At 63.6% G+C, this 15,661-nt stretch carries 8 protein-coding genes; all 8 read left to right on the top strand.

The window, feature by feature from the left end; all coding sequences use genetic code 11:
• Window positions 1–360: 360 nt before the first annotated feature.
• The 8 genes from NTU39_RS12715 (at window position 361) to NTU39_RS12750 (ending at window position 15,640) form a co-directional block, all read left to right on the top strand.
• Window positions 361–1,260 (top strand): hypothetical protein, encoded by a 900-nt coding sequence (locus tag NTU39_RS12715; protein WP_257959941.1) that lies wholly within the window; start codon window positions 361–363, stop codon window positions 1,258–1,260.
• Between the two features lie 217 nt (window positions 1,261–1,477).
• Window positions 1,478–4,492, top strand: a complete 3,015-nt coding sequence (locus NTU39_RS12720) for a putative bifunctional diguanylate cyclase/phosphodiesterase (protein ID WP_257959942.1) — start codon at window positions 1,478–1,480, stop codon at window positions 4,490–4,492.
• Window positions 4,493–5,000: 508 nt separating this feature from the next.
• On the top strand, window positions 5,001–6,023 hold the full coding sequence (locus tag NTU39_RS12725; protein ID WP_150662490.1) for a WaaZ-like lipopolysaccharide core biosynthesis protein: 1,023 nt from the start codon (window positions 5,001–5,003) through the stop codon (window positions 6,021–6,023).
• A 279-nt stretch (window positions 6,024–6,302) separates the two neighbouring features.
• The gene (locus tag NTU39_RS12730) at window positions 6,303–10,127 is read left to right on the top strand and encodes an FtsK/SpoIIIE family DNA translocase (RefSeq protein ID WP_257959943.1); all 3,825 of its coding nucleotides are present in this window, start codon (window positions 6,303–6,305) and stop codon (window positions 10,125–10,127) included.
• A gap of 436 nt (window positions 10,128–10,563) precedes the next feature.
• Complete coding sequence (locus NTU39_RS12735) at window positions 10,564–11,790, top strand: ABC transporter substrate-binding protein (RefSeq protein WP_150662492.1); 1,227 nt, start codon at window positions 10,564–10,566, stop codon at window positions 11,788–11,790.
• 229 nt (window positions 11,791–12,019) lie between these two features.
• Window positions 12,020–12,898, top strand: coding sequence for a branched-chain amino acid ABC transporter permease (locus NTU39_RS12740; protein WP_242561325.1), 879 nt, complete (start codon window positions 12,020–12,022; stop codon window positions 12,896–12,898).
• Window positions 12,899–12,900: 2 nt separating this feature from the next.
• The gene (locus NTU39_RS12745; protein ID WP_257959944.1) at window positions 12,901–14,889 is read left to right on the top strand and encodes a branched-chain amino acid ABC transporter ATP-binding protein/permease; all 1,989 of its coding nucleotides are present in this window, start codon (window positions 12,901–12,903) and stop codon (window positions 14,887–14,889) included.
• 28 nt (window positions 14,890–14,917) lie between these two features.
• Window positions 14,918–15,640, top strand: a complete 723-nt coding sequence (locus tag NTU39_RS12750; protein WP_257959945.1) for an ABC transporter ATP-binding protein — start codon at window positions 14,918–14,920, stop codon at window positions 15,638–15,640.
• Window positions 15,641–15,661: the final 21 nt, after the last annotated feature.

Here is a 15,661-nt window from a genome sequence, read left to right on the forward strand (position 1 = left end):
CGGCGTTGAACGGAACAGTTGCACGTCGCGTCGGTTCGGCAAATTAGTAAACAGGTTTAGCATTTTGCCAGAGTCTTTCTTCGGACGGCAACTGTCGCAAATAGGTGACAAAGGGATGGGAAGGAAGGGGCGGGGACGTCGCGGTTTTGGGCGTTTCATACGGCGCGACGGGGGTTCCCGGGCGGTTGGCACGACGAACCGACGGGCGGGCGTAGCCGTGCCGTCAAACTGTGAAAAACCTAACGAAAATAAGCACTTGACACTTCGCCTCGGCGGGTCAAGAAAGGAATTGTGCGATGCACCGGCGCTAACGCCCGTGCACGGCACCCGCCCTTTCATTGACCTTAAGGAGTGTCAATCATGTTTGACTTTGCACAAGTTTCGGATGTCCTCTCGATTTCCCATGCAGACCGGCCGGCTGGAAACCTCCGTCCTGCGTCATCACCCGCAGTTGCCCGGGCCTCGGCGTCAGCCACGTCCGGCGTTGGTGCGCTGCGCGAAGAACGTCTGCCGTTTGTCGTCACCATCGCGAGCGACGAATCGTCTTTGCGCGACGCCGTTGCAATGCGTCAGGCGGCCTATGGCCGTCATTTGCCCGAGCTTGCGGCAACGCTGAGCGAGCCGGAGATCAGCGACCGGGAGGCGGGCGCCGTTGTGCTGGTGGCGCGCGCCCGGCTCGACGGTGCGGTGCTCGGCACGATGCGGATCCAGACCAATCGTTATCAGGCCTTGCATCTTGAGGATTCCGCACCGTTGCCCGAATGGCTCGACAGCGCAGCGCTTGCGGAAGCCACGCGTCTTGGCGTGGTGGCGGGGCCGGTGGGACGCGTCGTCAAGACGGCGCTTTTCAAGGCGTTCTATCAGTACTGCCTGGTCTCGGGCATCGACTGGATGGTGATTACAGCCCGCCCGCCGCTGCATCGGCAGTACGAAGCGCTGATGTTTACGGACGTCTTCCCGTCACAGGGTCTGATCCCGATGGCGCACGTCGGCGGAATCGGGCATCGGGTGCTGGCGCTGGATGTGGCGCAGGCACGCACGCGCTGGCAATCGGCCGGTCACCCTTTGTTTGCCTATATGTGCCTCACGCATCACCCCGACTTGCGTCTCGGCATGCCGGGCGAAGGGGCGCTTGCGGAGGTACGGAGCGACGACGGGTCAGTGCCGGTTGAAGCCAGTGTTGGCGCGCATTTGCGGGATTTATCTTTTGCTGCCGACGAGGTACGATGCGTAGCAGCAGGCTACAGCCTGGCGGTGTAATGCCGTTATTCGAAATAACGTTATCCCGTCGTTTGCAACAGGCAGTATTTTGCACGACGGCGGTAACGCGTAGGACGGGCGAGAGACACCTGCCCGTGTCGGCCGGAAGGCGGCCGCACGGGACAGGGCCGGCCCGGCCGGGGAGGCGGGCTTCGATGCTCGCCTTATCCGGGGATCAACACGGGGGCGACCAACGAGATAAGGGCACAAAAGTCATATGGCGGGGGAACTCGGCAACGAGCGCGACGACGGCCGTAATACGAACGATTTTTCCGATGAGTTGAGCGAACTCACCGGCACGCGGCGCCGTTGGCGCATCACGGCCCGGCTCGACGAACTCTTTCGCAGCATTTCCCTTTACGCGGTGCCCGCAGCGATCATGCTGCTCTCCGGCATCGTGCTCATGTTCCAGGAAAGTCAGTACGCCGTGCGCGGCGCCACCCCGGTGAGCTTTCAGGCGCAGGGTGATCTTCCTGCGACGTTCAATCCGCCGATGGCACAGGGAGCGCTGGAGCGCGCGCCGCTGGTCCAGCAATTCAGCACGCATCTGTCCGAAGCGCCCGTGTGGTTCCGCTTCTCGGTGCCGCCGGTGGGCGGGCAGGAGCGAACCGTCATCGAGTTTCCCTCGCGACACGCGCAGACGCTTGCCTGCTGGCGAAGCCCCGACACGCCGGCCATCGGCCGCGCCGACCGGGGTGATGTCAGCGGCGCGATTCGCGTGTCGAAGGCGGGCTTCTCGATCGACCTCGGACATCTGGTCGAGCCGGTCACGTTGCTGTGCCAGGGCACGTTCTCCGGCCCGGCGCATCTGTCGCTCGTCGCCTGGCCCGGGCCTGAGTTACGCATCTCCGAGAGGGAATTTCATCGCAGCAACGGTTTGCTCGAAGGCGGTCTGCTGACGCTCTCGGCGTTCGTGCTCGTCACCGCCATCATCAACAAGGAATGGTTGTATGTGCTGTTCGCCGCCTGGCTGATCGGCAACCTGCGACTCGCCGCCAACTCGCTCGGTGCAGACACGCAGTGGCTGGAGCGCGCCATTCCGATGGAATGGGACGCACTGGTCCGCAAGGCGACGTTCGCCATCTATTACGTGCTGACCTATTCGCTGTTCACGCAGCTATTCAAGAAGGAACTGCGCCTGATCGGCTTGCGCTGGATGGTGATGGTGTTGCAATGGGCCGGCGTGGTGCTGTGCTGCGCCGCCATCGCGTTGCCGTATGCGCACTTCATTCCGGTGCTGTGGGCCGTGGCGGCCTTGGGCATCGTGATCGTGCTGGTGCTGCTCGTGCGCATTCTGGTGCTCACGCGCTCTCGCGTGGCGGTCTGGTACAGCGCATCGCTGGCCATCGTTCTGTTCGCGACATTCTCCGAGGTCATCGCCGCCGCCTTCAATGCGCGCGCGTTGTCGTCGGCGCTCAACAGCGTGACGGCGGCGTTGTTCTCGAGCCTGATGGCCGCGTTGGCGATTGCGGAGCAGATGCGTCTGGAGCACAAGGGCAAACTCGAAGCCCAGACCGAATTGCGCAACGCCTACGACGTGACGCCGGTCGGCCTCTTCACGCTGAACGATCAGGGGGTGTTCGTCCGGGGCAACGCGGCGCTGCACACCATGCTCGGCATTCCCAACACTGAGGGACGCACGTTCCGCTGGGACCAGTATTTCGGTCAGAGCACATGGCGCATGCTGCTCGACGTTGCTCAGCACAGCGACGAGTCCGAGCTCGAAATCCTCTCGCTGCCTCGCGACGACGGGCGCATCAGCCGTTACCTCGTCAAAGCGATTTTCTCCGACGGACGTATCGAAGGGTCTTTGCAGGACATTACGGAACGCGCCCGCACGATGGAGCAACTGCGTTATCTGGCGGAGAACGACCCGCTCACGGGCGTCTCGAACCGGCGTGGCATCGAAAAATCGCTGGGCGAAGCCATCCGCACGCTCTCGGATTCGCGTCCGGCGGCGCTGGCGTATCTCGATCTGGATCGCTTCAAACTCGTCAACGACCTGTTCGGGCATGCCGCGGGTGACGAGGTGCTGCGTCAGGCCTGCGACCGGATGCGCGCGCGGTTGTCGACGGAACAGAGCGTGGGGCGCACCGGTGGCGACGAGTTCATCGTGGTCTTCCGCGACGCCACCATCAAGGAAGCAGCGGCGGTGGCGCGACGCCTGGTGGACGCTATCGCCGGAGAGCCGTATCAGATCGGCGAGCGGGCGTTTCAGGTACGCGCGTCGGCCGGTGTCATCGAGCTGACGACCGACATGCGTGTGCCCGACGCGATTTCGTCCGCCGACCGGGCCTGCCGTGAGGCAAAGAAGAGCCGTCGCGAACTGGTCGTCTACGAACGCGGGGCAGCGGCGTTCCGGGAGCGTCTGGCGGAGTTGCGTCTGATCGACGCGCTCGACGCTGGTCTCACGCCCAACACGTTGTTCCTGGAAATGCAGCCGATCATGGAGATGGCGTCGCCGGGCGACTCGCTGAACTTCGAGGTGCTGCTACGCATGCGCGATTCGGACGGCAATATCGTTCCGGCGTCGCGCATCATCAGTGCTGCCGAAGAGAACGGCACGATCGGCATGATCGACAAATGGGTGCTCACGAATACGTTGGCGTGGATCGATGCGCATCGGGATCAGTTGTCCAAGACACGCTTCGTTTGCGTCAACCTCTCAGGGGCGTCGCTCAACGACGAGCATTTCGTGCGGGATATCTTTGCGACGCTGGCCGCGCATGAGCGTTCGGTGGGACTGCTGTGCATCGAAATCACCGAGACGGTCGCGTTGCACGATCTCGACAACACGCGACGCTTCGTCGACCGCATCCACCAGTTGGGCGGGCGCATCGCGCTGGACGACTTCGGCGCGGGCTTCAGTTCGTTTTCCTATCTTAAGGACCTCGCGGTCGACGCGATCAAGATCGACGGCGCGTTCGTCAAGAGCATGGCGGCGCACCCGGCCAATCTGGCTATTGTCGAGGCCATCGTGGCGCTCGCCAAGAACCTCGGTATTCGCAGCGTGGCGGAGTGGGTCGAAGACGCCGCAACGCTGGAAGCGCTCTCCGAGCTTGGCGTCGACTACGTGCAGGGCTTTCTCATTGCCCGGCCGCAAACGCCTGAAGCGATCCTCGCCGCCGACTCGGCCGCAAGCTTTATTCGCGATCCGCAACTGGCGACTTTGCTCGGCGAACTGGAGCAGTCTTTCTATCGCTCCCAGGGTAACCGCTCGGCGCTGCACTGATCGGTTCGATGAAAGCCGGGCCATTCGCGAGCGCGCGAGTGGCCCGCCAATGCCTTCCACATTCCCCGCATAGACGCTTACGGACGACGCATTAATCGTCGAATGGCATTGCGTATTGTCTGCATTTTTCGCAATGCTCTATTTCTCTGCAAATTTCCTTTCCTTCCCTGTTTTGTCACATCCAATCCAACGAAAACCCTCATAAATAGGGGATTTCGCTGTCAAGTACGTCGTTCGAAAACGACGCGCAAAGGTAACCCGACGTAAGATTTCCAACTGGAATAAATCTTGTCCGCCATTAAGTTCGAATGGCAGAATTTGCGCATCGACGTGATGGAGTCAGGTCTCCATGCCATCGTGAGCTATACCGCGAGACAGGGGAGTCGCGGGGTTGCAGTCGGCTCACAGGTGCTCGGCAATCGATCGACACGCGATATGAACGGGGTTAGGACCGTACCACTGTGAGGTGAGCGCGGCGCAACCAGAACACCTAACCAGAACAACGACAATGCTTTCGACATTCCTCAAACTTGCCTACCGCTTCAGCCATTCGGCGAAGTGGCGGCACAACGAACGCCTGTGGCCGCACGCGCAGATTGCGCGAGATGCGATGGGGGCGATCGAACGATTCACCTGGCGCGGACGCAACGTGCCGCTCGCGCGTCGTGCCGAGCTGCAACGCCTGCGCCGACTGCCTTGCCACATCATCGCCAGCGGTCCTTCCGTCGCCGACATCGACTACGACGCGCTGCCGATGCATCACGTGATGGGCGTGAACGGGGCCATTGCGCTGACCGAGCGCGCACCGGTCAAATTCAACTACTACTGCATTCTCGACGCCGGCTTCGTGCGCCAGCGTCCCGATCTGGCGCGCCGTATCGTGGCGCGCGATCTGGTGCTGTTCGTCACGCCGGTCGTGCTTGCCCGCTTGCTGGACATGTTCCCGATGTCCGCCTTCGGCTGCCGCTTCTATCTCGTCGACGATATTTTCAAGCGCGGGCTTGAAGCGGCCCGCACGACGCAGACGCTGCGCGCAGACGCGCAGGTCTCGGCCAGTGCGGCGTTCTTCGGGGACGAGAGCCGGCTGGGTTTCAGCTTCGATATCGACAACGGCTTTTTCCACGGCGGCACGGTCGCGTACTTTGCGCTGCAAGTCGCAACATGGCTGGGTTTCACCGAGATGTACATGCACGGGTTGGACCTGCGCGACGCCGCAGCGACCCCGCGCTTTTACGAGACGATGCAAACCCGTGCGCCGACGCGTCTGGACGCCGAGTTCTCAACGTTGATCGAGCCGTCGTTCCGCCTGGCTGCCAACGTATTGCGTGCACGTGGCGTGCGCGTCGAGAACCTCTCTAGTACGAGCGCACTGGGCGAGGACATTTTCGCCAAGGTCGACTGGCGTTCGCTGCGTCGCCGGAATCTGAGTCTGGTCGTACCCGACGAGGCGCTGCCGGTCGCAACGCTCGACAGCGTGGCGGCCGATGGCGCGCCGTCCCTGCGTCCGACGGGAACGCACGGTCACGCCTGATTCACGCCTGATTCACGTCTGCGTGTGCCGGACACATCATGCGCGCGACGCGGCACACGCCACGCCATGGCACGCATGATGCGCAAAAGTCCGTGCGCAGGGCCGCCGCGCGGTGGCCTACCTGCTACAATCGCTCTCCGGGTTTTCCTGAAGCAATGAGCGATTATGGGGTTTGGCTGGTTCGGACTGTCGACGTTTTGGTTGCTGGCACTGTGCTGGCCTGGCGTACGGGGTCTGCTTGGCGGTGAGATACGAATCTTCGGCCCCGGCACGCTCCGTATGCTGCTTGGCGTTCCGCTGGCGATGGTGTCCAGCGCCACGCTGGCTGCGCTGACGGGCGGTGACAGCAACACCGCCGGTGGCAGCATCGGCCAGTCGCTCTCCCACGGTTTGAGTGTCGCGCTCGGCGGCACGCTGGCCATGGGCCTCTCCGGTTTCGTCCTCCTCTTTTCTCTCCCGCTTGTGTTCGGCACCACCTGGTGGGGCATGTTCTCGCGTCGCCCATCGGCCGACGACGAGGACGATGCACCTGCGTTCGAGCCGCGCGATGCACGGGAATCCCGCGAATCCCGCGAATCCCGTTTCGACGCCGGCGTGCGTGAGCCGGTCCGTGGTCTGTCCCAGATGTCGTTCGACACGGGGGATCGTGGCGAGCGCGGCAGTTACACGCCGACGGTCGGACAAGGTCACCACAACGTCGGCAGTCTGATCGAAGAGCCGGTGCCGCGTCGTCGCGGCCTGGCGGCGCAACCGCGCTGGAAGCTGTCTGACGAAGAGCGTGCGCGTCTGGATGCCATGCAACCTCCGCCGCTGACCACGCGCGGTGCGCCGCGCGCCGAGCCGTCGTTTGGCGCGAGTGCGGCGACGCGTCCGGCAGGGAAGGGGACTTCGGTCGGACGCACAACGCCGGTGGTTGCGGCGGCAGTGGGTGCTGCCGGTGCGGTCGCGTCATCGGGTAGCGCTGCTGCTGCGACCACGCGAACCGTCCTGCCGCGTGGTGCATATGCCGCAAAACTGAGCCGTGGCGAAGCGCTGCGGACGACGGAATTCATGCGTGCCGAGCCGGGCCTGACACCTCGCGAGCCGCGACCGGCCGCGTCGTCGCAGTCGCCGGTCGTGCAGCGCGCGGCCTCGGTATCGACGAACGCAAACCCCGCGCCGAATACCGCTTCGCACGCCGAACCGCCGGATCCCACATCGATGCCGGGCGCGACCGGCTATCGTCGCCCTGTGGGCATGGCCCCGGCGCACTTGCGCGGCACGGTCGTGCACAGTCCGTTCCGCAAGCCGCAGCTGGGTCTCGAAGATATTCCGCCGCGTGGCGCACCACCGCGTGCGCAAGCGCCGACATCGCAGACGGCTTCTGTGGCTGGCGATGAAGCCTCGACGCAGAGTGCAACGAATGCCGCTGCGTCGGCACTTTCCGCACCTGCCGCACCTGCCGCTCCTGCATCGCAAGCAACGCCGGTCATGCGTGGTGCGGCCTCGTGGTCGGCTGCGGATGCCGCTGTCCCGCTGGCGTCCGACATTGCCGAGTTTTCGCCCATCGACTGGTCGGTCAACGACGTCGTGGAACCGTTCGCCGAGCCGGCGCCCGAAGGCCCGAGCCCTGAGGCGCTGGCCGGACAGGAAGCTGCGCGAGCAGCTGCGAGCGCGGCCGAGCAGGCAAGGATCGACGCGATGATTGCGCTGCGTCAGGAAGCGGAGGCATTGTTGCGCGACCTGCGAGACTGGGCGTCGCCCGTGTCGTCAGACGTCAGTGGTGCGCCGACATTGGCGCAACCGTCCGAAGCGGTCGCTGTAGATACGCACGACCTCATCCCGACGCCGCTCGATAGCAATGTCGACATCGTGGTCCCCGAGATTCCTGCACCGACGACGTCACCCGAGATCGTCGTGGCTGAGCCGCTAATGCCGCCGCCCGTTGCGCCGCTCACGCCTGCGGAAGTCCTTAATTTACCGCCGCTGATGCAAATTCGGCAGCCGGTCGCTGCGGCATCCGGCGCAGCGATGCCCTTCGCTGTACCGCCGCGTCCGTTTGTCTTCGCCGACGTGCTGGCGAGCGTTGAAGCGTATGACGCTACCGTCACGGCACCCGCAACGCAAACCGTCACCGCAGAAACCGCTGTCGCGTCGGCGGAGATTGCCGCCAAAGCATCGGATGAAGACGATGCACTTCCGCCTTTCGACGTTTCGGGTGCCACCGATGTTGTCGACGTTGCTGACGTTCCTGCTCCTGCGTTTGCGCCGTTCGTCCATGAAGCAGCGTCGACATTGGCCGACGGGGCGGAGACTTTCGAAGTCTCCGAGCGCGTCGTCCCAATGGACATCGACGAAGGTCTTGAGCCTTCCGCTAAGCCGCATTACGTTCTGCGCGCCGATGGCACGTGGGCGAGGGCGGACGGGTTGCCGCTGACGTCGGACGACGATACGACATCGCTCGCACAGCCCACGCCCGAACACCTGCCGCCCGTCACGCCGGTAATCCCCGCGATCCCGTCGTTCGGTGCCACATCCGTGGCACCGTCAGCACCCTTCGGTGCAGCGCCTTCCGCTGCGTCGCAAACGGCAAGCTTCACCGCAGACACGCCTTACGAGCTACCGCCGCCGCGTGTTGCCATCGACTACGATCTGCCTGCGCTGGACCTGCTGGCACCGGCCACGGCCAGCGACCATGCCAACGTCGTTTCGGACGAGGCGCTTGCCGCAGTAAGCCAACTGATCGAGCAGCGCCTTGCCGAATTCAAGGTGCCGGTGACGGTCGTCGGCGCATCTGCCGGTCCGGTCATCACGCGCTTCGAAGTGGAGCCAGCCGTCGGTGTGCGCGGCGCGCAGGTCGTCGGTCTCATGAAGGATCTGGCGCGCGCGCTGGGCGTCACGTCCATCCGCGTGGTCGAAACGATTCCCGGCAAGACGTGCATGGGGCTTGAGTTGCCGAATGCACAGCGTCAGATGATCCGCCTTTCGGAAATTCTGAACGCGCCGGTCTTCGATGCGCATCGCTCGCGCCTCGCGCTGGCGATGGGCAAGGACATCACGGGCGAGCCGATCGTGGCCGATCTGGCACGTGCGCCGCACTTGCTCGTGGCCGGTACGACGGGCTCGGGCAAATCGGTGGCGGTGAATGCCATGATCCTGTCGCTGCTCTACAAAGCGACGCCGGACGACGTTCGCCTCATCATGATCGATCCGAAGATGCTGGAACTGTCCGTCTACGGCGGCATTCCGCATCTGCTTGCCCCGGTCGTCACCGACATGAAGCAAGCTGCCCATGCGCTGAATTGGTGCGTTGGGGAAATGGAGAAGCGCTACCGCCTGATGTCGGCGCTCGGCGTGCGTAATCTGGCGGGCTACAACGACAAGATCGATGCTGCGCGTGCCGCTGGCGAGAAGGTCAGCAACCCGTTTTCGCTGACGCCGGACGCTCCCGAGCCGCTGGACCGTTTGCCGTTCATCGTCGTAGTCATCGACGAACTGGCGGATCTGATGATGGTGGCGGGCAAGAAGATCGAAGAACTGATCGCGCGTCTGGCCCAGAAGGCGCGTGCTGCCGGTATCCACCTGATTCTGGCGACGCAGCGCCCGTCAGTCGACGTCATCACGGGTCTCATCAAGGCGAACATTCCTACGCGGGTTGCCTTCCAGGTATCGTCGAAAATCGACTCGCGTACGATCCTCGATCAAATGGGGGCAGAGTCGTTGCTGGGGCAGGGCGACATGCTGTTCCTGCCGCCGGGTACAGGGTATCCGCAGCGCGTGCACGGCGCGTTCGTCGCCGACGACGAGGTGCACCGCGTGGTGCAGCACTGGCAGCAGTACGGCGAGCCGGACTACGACGAGGCCATCCTCGCGGGCGATCCGGCCGATGCGGCGTCCGCCGATCTGTTCGGCGACACGACGGGGGACGTCGAAGCCGACCCGCTGTACGACGAGGCTGCGGCCTTCGTGCTGAATTCGCGGCGCGCGTCGATTTCCGCCGTGCAGCGGCAATTGCGCATCGGGTACAACCGGGCGGCGCGTCTGATCGAGCAGATGGAAGCGGCCGGACTCGTCACGCCGATGGGGCGCAACGGCACGCGCGAAGTGGTCGCGCCGGGCGAATAGCGCGTCTGGCGCGCAGATCGCTCGTCGCTTGCGCGCTGAATAATCGCTTTCGCTTACAACTCCCTTACGACCCGTCATACGAGTCGAACTCTTTGGCACTCCGTGCCGTTCTCCTGACACGCGCCGTACATGGGCGCGTGACACAAAACCCCTTGGAAACCCGCGCCAAATGGCGATAACGGGGCGCAAACCCGCGTCCCCGTAGGGGTATTCCCGCCTTTGCGGGCGAAACTCAGCGATCACATAATCGGCGCGCTAGGTTGGTCGTTCGACGCGTGCTTGACGGTATCGCCCTGATACGAATTACAAGGACCGGGGCGGTGCGACGGGGGGGAGACATCCCGGGATTCGCGCATCCACGGCAGGGCCTGCGACACCAAGGAAATCGCAGCAAAAAAGCGTCATATCGAAACGCATCGCACCGAAGGAGACCCTTATGCAATTCCGATTCAAGCTCATGGCTGGCGCTGTCGCGTTCGCCCTGTCCGCCTCGATGGCCATCGCGGCCGATCCGATCAAGATCGGCGTGTCCGGCCCGTTCACCGGCGGCTCGTCGTCGATGGGCGTTTCCATGCGCGACGGCGTGCGTCTCGCCGCTGCGGAGATCAACAAGTCGGGCGGTGTGCTCGGCCGTCAGATCCAGCTCGTCGAGCGCGACGAGGAAGCCAAGAACGAGCGCGGCGTGCAAGTCGCTCAGGAACTGATCAACAAGGAAAAGGTGGTGGCCACCGTCGGGTTCATCAATACCGGCGTGGCGCTCGCGTCGCAGCGCTTCTATCAGGACGCCAAAATTCCGGTGTTCAACAACGTGGCCACGGGCACGGTCATTACCGACCAGTTCAAACCGCCTCAGTACCCGGACAACTACGTCTTCCGCAACTCGGCCAAGGACAGCATTCAGGCGCCGATGATCGTGGAAGAAGCCATTACGCGTCGCGGCTTCAAGAAACCCGCGATTCTCGCCGACTCGACCAACTACGGTCAGCTCGGTCGTGAAGACCTCGAAAAAGCGCTCAAGGCCAAGGGCATCACGCCGGTGGCCGTCGAGAAGTTCAACATCAAGGACGTCGACATGACGGCCCAGTTGCTCAAGGCCAAGCAGGCTGGCGCCGACGTGATCCTCACGTACGGTATCGGCCCGGAACTGGCACAGATCGCCAACGGCATGGGCAAGCTCGGCTGGAAGCTGCCGATCGTCGGTAGCTGGACGCTCGCGATGGCGAACTACATCGACAACTCGGGCGCGAACGGCGAAGGGGCACGCATGCCGCAGACGTTCATTCAGGAACCCAACACGCCCAAGCGCAAAGCCTTCATCGACGGCTATCTGGCCATGTTCAAGCCGAAGAACAACCGCATCGACTCGGCGGTGTCGGCTGCGCAAGGCTACGACTCGATCTACCTGCTGGCGGCGGCCATGAAGCAGGCCAATAGCACGGACGGCCCGAAGGTGCGCGCAGCACTGGAAGACCTGAAGACGCCGGTCGAAGGCGTGGTCACGACGTACGATCGCCCGTTCACGCATGACGATCACGACGCCATCACGGCCAACATTCCGGTGTTCGGCGAAGTGAAGGGCGGTCGTGTCGTGTATGCCTACGACAGCGACCTGAAGGCGGGCAGCAAGGTCCGCGAGAAGGCGGGCACGACGGCCTCCAAGTAAGCCGCACCTCTGCCTGGGCTGCCGTTGCAGCCATGACGGGTGAACGACGGCGCGCGTTGCCTCTCACGCCTGCGCCCCGAGCCATCGGCTTCGGGGCCTCCGGGCGAGGCGCGCGTGCCGTCTTCACGCAACTGTCGCCTGCCGCCGGCACTCGGGACCGGTGCGCGGCACAAGTACCGAATGCCTCCCGAGCATCGCTCGTAGGCTCGCACTCGCGAGAGAGGACCGCATGACCATCCTGATTCAACTCATCTACAGCGGTATCGCGCTGGGGATGATCTACGCCGTGATCGCCTTCGGTTACCAACTGACGTTTGCGACGTCCGGCACCCTGAACTTCGGCCAGGGCGAAGCGCTGATGCTCGGCGCACTGGTCGGCCTGACGCTCGTCGACACCCTCGGGCTGAACTACTGGCTCATGATTCCCATCGTCTGCCTGTTCGGTCTCGTGCAAGGCGCGTTCGTCGAACGCATCGGTGTGAAACCCGCCTTGCGGATCAAGTCGGAATTCGGCTGGATCATGTCCACCATTGCGCTGGGGATCATCTTCAAGAACGTTGCGGAAAACCTCTGGGGCCGTGACGACCTCAAATTTCCGTCGCCGCTGCCCGAAGCCCCGATCAGTCTATTAGGCGCGAACGTGCTGCCGATGGAGCTGCTCGTGGTCGTGGGCGCGCTGCTCATGATGGCCGCTGTCGAGTTCTTCAACCGTCGCTCGATCTACGGCAAGGCCGTGGTGGCCACCGCGAACGATCGCGACGCCGCAGGGCTCATGGGTATCAACACCAGTCTGGTGATTACGTTCTCGTACGCGCTGTCGTCGATGGCCGCAGCGTTTGCCGGTGTGCTGGTCGCACCGCTCACGCTGACTGGCGCCACGATGGGTGCCGTGCTCGGCCTCAAGGCATTCGCCGTGGCGATCATCGGCGGTCTGTCGAGCGGCATGGGGGTACTCGTTGGCGGCGTGATCCTCGGTGTGGCCGAAACCACGACTGCGTTCTACATCTCGACCGGCTACAAAGATGTGCCGGGTCTCGTACTGCTGCTGCTCGTGCTGGCTGTGAAGCCGGCAGGCCTGTTCGGCAAGACCGCCATCAAGAAGGTGTAACCATGACCGCACAGACCTCCACTGCACGCGGAGCCGGCGATCTCGGCGGCACGCGCGCGTTGACCAAGATCGCTGCCGTGCTCGGCATCGTCGCGCTATTCGGCTTTCCTCTGGCCATCGGCAACCCGTATTACATCCACATGATCGAGACGATCATGATCTACGCGATCCTGCTCTTCGGGCTGGATATCGTGGTGGGTTATACGGGGCAGGTGTCGCTCGGCCACGCGGGCCTGTTCGGCATCGGCGCTTACGTTGCGGGTGTGTTCTTCACCAAGCTGGGACTCTCGCTCTGGCTCGCACTGCCTGCCGCAGTGCTCGTCACCGCCGCCTTCGGTGCCGTGCTCGCGTTGCCCGCCTTGCGCGTGATCGGCCCGTATCTGGCGATGGTGACGCTGGCCTTCGGCACGATCATCCAGATCCTGATCAACGAGATGGACTTCCTGACGTCCGGTCCAATGGGCATCAAGCTCACGAAGCCGGTCATCGGCGGTCATCCGATCGATGAAGTTGAGTACTACTGGATCGTCGCCGTGCTGCTGCTGGTGAGCATGCTCGTCGCCCATCGCATTCTGAAGTCGCACCTCGGTCGCGCCTTCGAAGCGTTGCGCGATTCACCGGTGGCGTCGGATTGTATGGGCGTGTCGGTGTACCGCTATAAGGTGTATGCGTTCGTGATCAGCGCCGGGTTTGCCGGTCTGGCCGGTAGCCTGTATGCCTATTCCGAGCAGTACATCTCGCCGAACACGTACAACTTCGAGCTGACGATTCTGTTCCTGCTGGCCGTCATCATGGGCGGACGCAAGACGCGCAGCGGCGCGTTGCTGGGCGCGGCGATTATCGTGTTGCTGCCGCAGTTGCTCGACGACATCAACATCTTCCGCATTGTCGCGTCGGCCATCGCTGCCGTCACGACGGTCGCGGCGGTCGCTGCGGTCGCACGCGGACGGACCACACTCGCGAAGGCCGCCGTGCCGGTGATCGGCACCATCGCATTGGCCGGTGTGACCTGGTGGCGCGACAGCATCACCGACTGGCGTCTGACGATCTTCGGTCTGATGATTCTGTTCGTCGTGTACTACCTGCCGGACGGCATTATCGGTTTTCTGCGCTCGCGCGTTCTGCATCGCCGTCGCACGCTCACGGCGTCGGCCACGCAGGTGGACGAAGCGGCCGCCAGCAGCAACGACCCGGTGCTCATGGCTGCGGCTAGCGGTCCGGAAGAGTTGCTGAAAGTGCGCCAGTTGCTGATGCAGTTCGACGGTCTGAAGGCACTCAACCAGGTGGACCTGACGGTCAAGCGTGGCACGATTCACGGCCTGATCGGCCCGAACGGCTCGGGCAAGAGCACGATGATGAACGTGCTGACGGGCATCTACGTGCCCACGGCCGGCAGCATCGAGTTTGCCGGTGAGTCGCTGGCCGGACGCACGTCCGCCGACATTGCGCTCTCGGGCGTGGCGCGTACGTTCCAGAACGTGCAGCTTTTCGGTGAAATGACGGCGCTCGAAAACGTGCTGGTCGGTCTGCACCACACGTTCCATTCGACGCTGGTGGACGTCTCGTTGCGTCTGCCGCGATACAAGCGCGAAGAAGACGGCGCGCGTGCGCGTGCCATGCGTCTGCTGGAGTTCGTGGGGCTGGCTTCGCTGGCCGACGAGGAGGCGCGCAACCTGCCATACGGCAAACAGCGTCTGCTCGAAATCGCCCGTGCGCTCGCGCTCGATCCGCGTCTGCTGTTGCTCGACGAACCGGCGGCCGGTCTGACGGCCCCCGACATTCGCGAGTTGCTCGCCATCATCCGCAAGATTCGCGATCACGGCATTACGGTGATTCTGATCGAGCACCATATGGACGTGGTGATGAGCACCTGCCAGACGGTGTCGGTGCTGGACTTCGGGCAGAAGATTGCCGAAGGGCTGCCCGCGCAGATTCAGGCCGACGAGAAGGTGATCGAGGCGTATCTGGGCGGCGCATCGACCGCGCACTGACCGGGATAGACGGACAAACGGAACCACTATGCTTTCCATTCGTAATCTGCAAGCGGGATACGGCAAGGTGCAGGTGCTGCACGGCATCGACATCGATGTGCCGGGCGGTCAGGTCGTCACGCTCATCGGCTCGAACGGCGCGGGCAAGACAACCACCATGCGTGCCGTGTCCGGCATGATCAAACCGTCGTCGGGAGAAATTACGCTCGGCGAGAAGCGTATCGACGGACTCGACTCACATCGCATTGCGAAGCTCGGTCTGGCGCATTCGCCGGAGGGCCGCCGTGTGTTCGCCACGATGTCGGTGACGGACAATCTGCGTCTGGGCGCGTTTCCGCGTCTGACGGGTAGCCGCCCGCGCGGCGATGTGGCGGCGGATCTGGACCGCGCGATGGACTTGTTCCCGCGCCTGAAGGAGCGTCGCAATCAATTGGCGGGGACGCTTTCGGGCGGTGAGCAGCAAATGCTGGCGATGGCGCGCGCGATCATGCTGCGCCCGGACATCGTGCTGCTCGACGAGCCGTCAATGGGTCTGGCGCCGATTCTGGTCGACGAGGTCTTCCGCATCATCAGCAACCTGAAAGCGGAAGGTGTGACGATGCTGCTCGTGGAGCAGTTCGCGGCCGCCGCACTGGCTGTGGCCGACTATGGCTACGTGTTGGAGAACGGCAGCATTTCCGTGCACGGCCCGGCAGAGAGTCTGCGCAACGACGACAAGGTGCGCGCGGCGTATCTGGGAGGAAGTCACTGACGCGAACGTTGCAGGTGGACG

Source organism: Pandoraea commovens (assembly GCF_024704525.1).
GTDB classification, from domain to species: domain Bacteria; phylum Pseudomonadota; class Gammaproteobacteria; order Burkholderiales; family Burkholderiaceae; genus Pandoraea; species Pandoraea commovens.

What these genes read in the sequence shown, in the direction of transcription:
- NTU39_RS12750 (WP_257959945.1), top strand. Translation starts at nt 14,918, where the DNA reads ATGCTTTCCATTCGTAATCTGCAAGCGGGATACGGCAAGGTGCAGGTG.
- NTU39_RS12725 (WP_150662490.1), top strand. Translation starts at nt 5,001, where the DNA reads ATGCTTTCGACATTCCTCAAACTTGCCTACCGCTTCAGCCATTCGGCG.
- NTU39_RS12720 (WP_257959942.1), top strand. Translation starts at nt 1,478, where the DNA reads ATGGCGGGGGAACTCGGCAACGAGCGCGACGACGGCCGTAATACGAAC.
- NTU39_RS12730 (WP_257959943.1), top strand. Translation starts at nt 6,303, where the DNA reads ATGCTGCTTGGCGTTCCGCTGGCGATGGTGTCCAGCGCCACGCTGGCT.
- NTU39_RS12715 (WP_257959941.1), top strand. Translation starts at nt 361, where the DNA reads ATGTTTGACTTTGCACAAGTTTCGGATGTCCTCTCGATTTCCCATGCA.
- NTU39_RS12745 (WP_257959944.1), top strand. Translation starts at nt 12,901, where the DNA reads ATGACCGCACAGACCTCCACTGCACGCGGAGCCGGCGATCTCGGCGGC.
- NTU39_RS12735 (WP_150662492.1), top strand. Translation starts at nt 10,564, where the DNA reads ATGCAATTCCGATTCAAGCTCATGGCTGGCGCTGTCGCGTTCGCCCTG.
- NTU39_RS12740 (WP_242561325.1), top strand. Translation starts at nt 12,020, where the DNA reads ATGACCATCCTGATTCAACTCATCTACAGCGGTATCGCGCTGGGGATG.